Here is a 683-nt window from a genome sequence, read left to right as displayed (position 1 = left end):
CGCAGTGCCAGATAGCTGCCGAATACCTCCTGTGTCATAAAGGACAAGCACCAGCCATCCATCAAAATATGATGGAAGCTCCAGATAAAGTGATATGTTTCATCCCCGGTTTGCAGGATCGAAATACGAATGAGCGCATCCTCTGCGAGATTGAATCCCTTCGCTTTATCGGCAAGGGTAAAAGCCTCAACACGCGCTACTCGTTCTTCTTTTTCCAGTCCGCGCAGGTCTTCATAGTACAACTCTCCGCTGCGATTGCGGAAAACGACCTGTACAGGCTCATCCTTCCAGGAGTTGATAAAGTTCGTCCGCAATGCCTCATGACGCTGTACGAGCAGATCAAAGCTCTTACCGAAAGTAACCACATCAAACCGTCCATTCCATTCAAAGGTGGCCTGCTCAAAGTAAGCTGCCGAACTCTCATCCATTAGACTGAAGAAGAGCATACCCTTTTGCATCGGCGTCAAAGCATACACATTTTCTAGTTCACCCATATCTTGTGTATCTTTCACCAATTGCTCCAGCTCGTCCAGCGTTACATGTTTTAACAAGACATCACTTGGGGTCAACACCGTTCTTTCCTGCGCAACGCAATGGCTAATCACCTCACGCAAGCCGGATGCTAGCAGCTCTCCCAGCCGTGCAATCGTGTCATGACGGAACTGCGTTGTGCCGTAGCGAAT

The 683-nt window shown here is 48.9% G+C and carries 1 protein-coding gene; it reads right to left on the bottom strand.

Annotated elements, in window-relative coordinates; all coding sequences use genetic code 11:
* Positions 1-683: condensation domain-containing protein (locus NLX78_RS26365; RefSeq protein WP_254351925.1), on the bottom strand; the 683-nt coding region annotated here is incomplete at both ends.

The sequence above is a fragment of the Paenibacillus sp. Lou8.1 genome (assembly GCF_024213565.1).
Lineage (GTDB): Bacteria > Bacillota > Bacilli > Paenibacillales > Paenibacillaceae > Paenibacillus > Paenibacillus polymyxa_B.
Note: the sequence above shows the minus strand (reverse complement) of the source record. Positions and strands in the feature narration are given on the sequence as shown.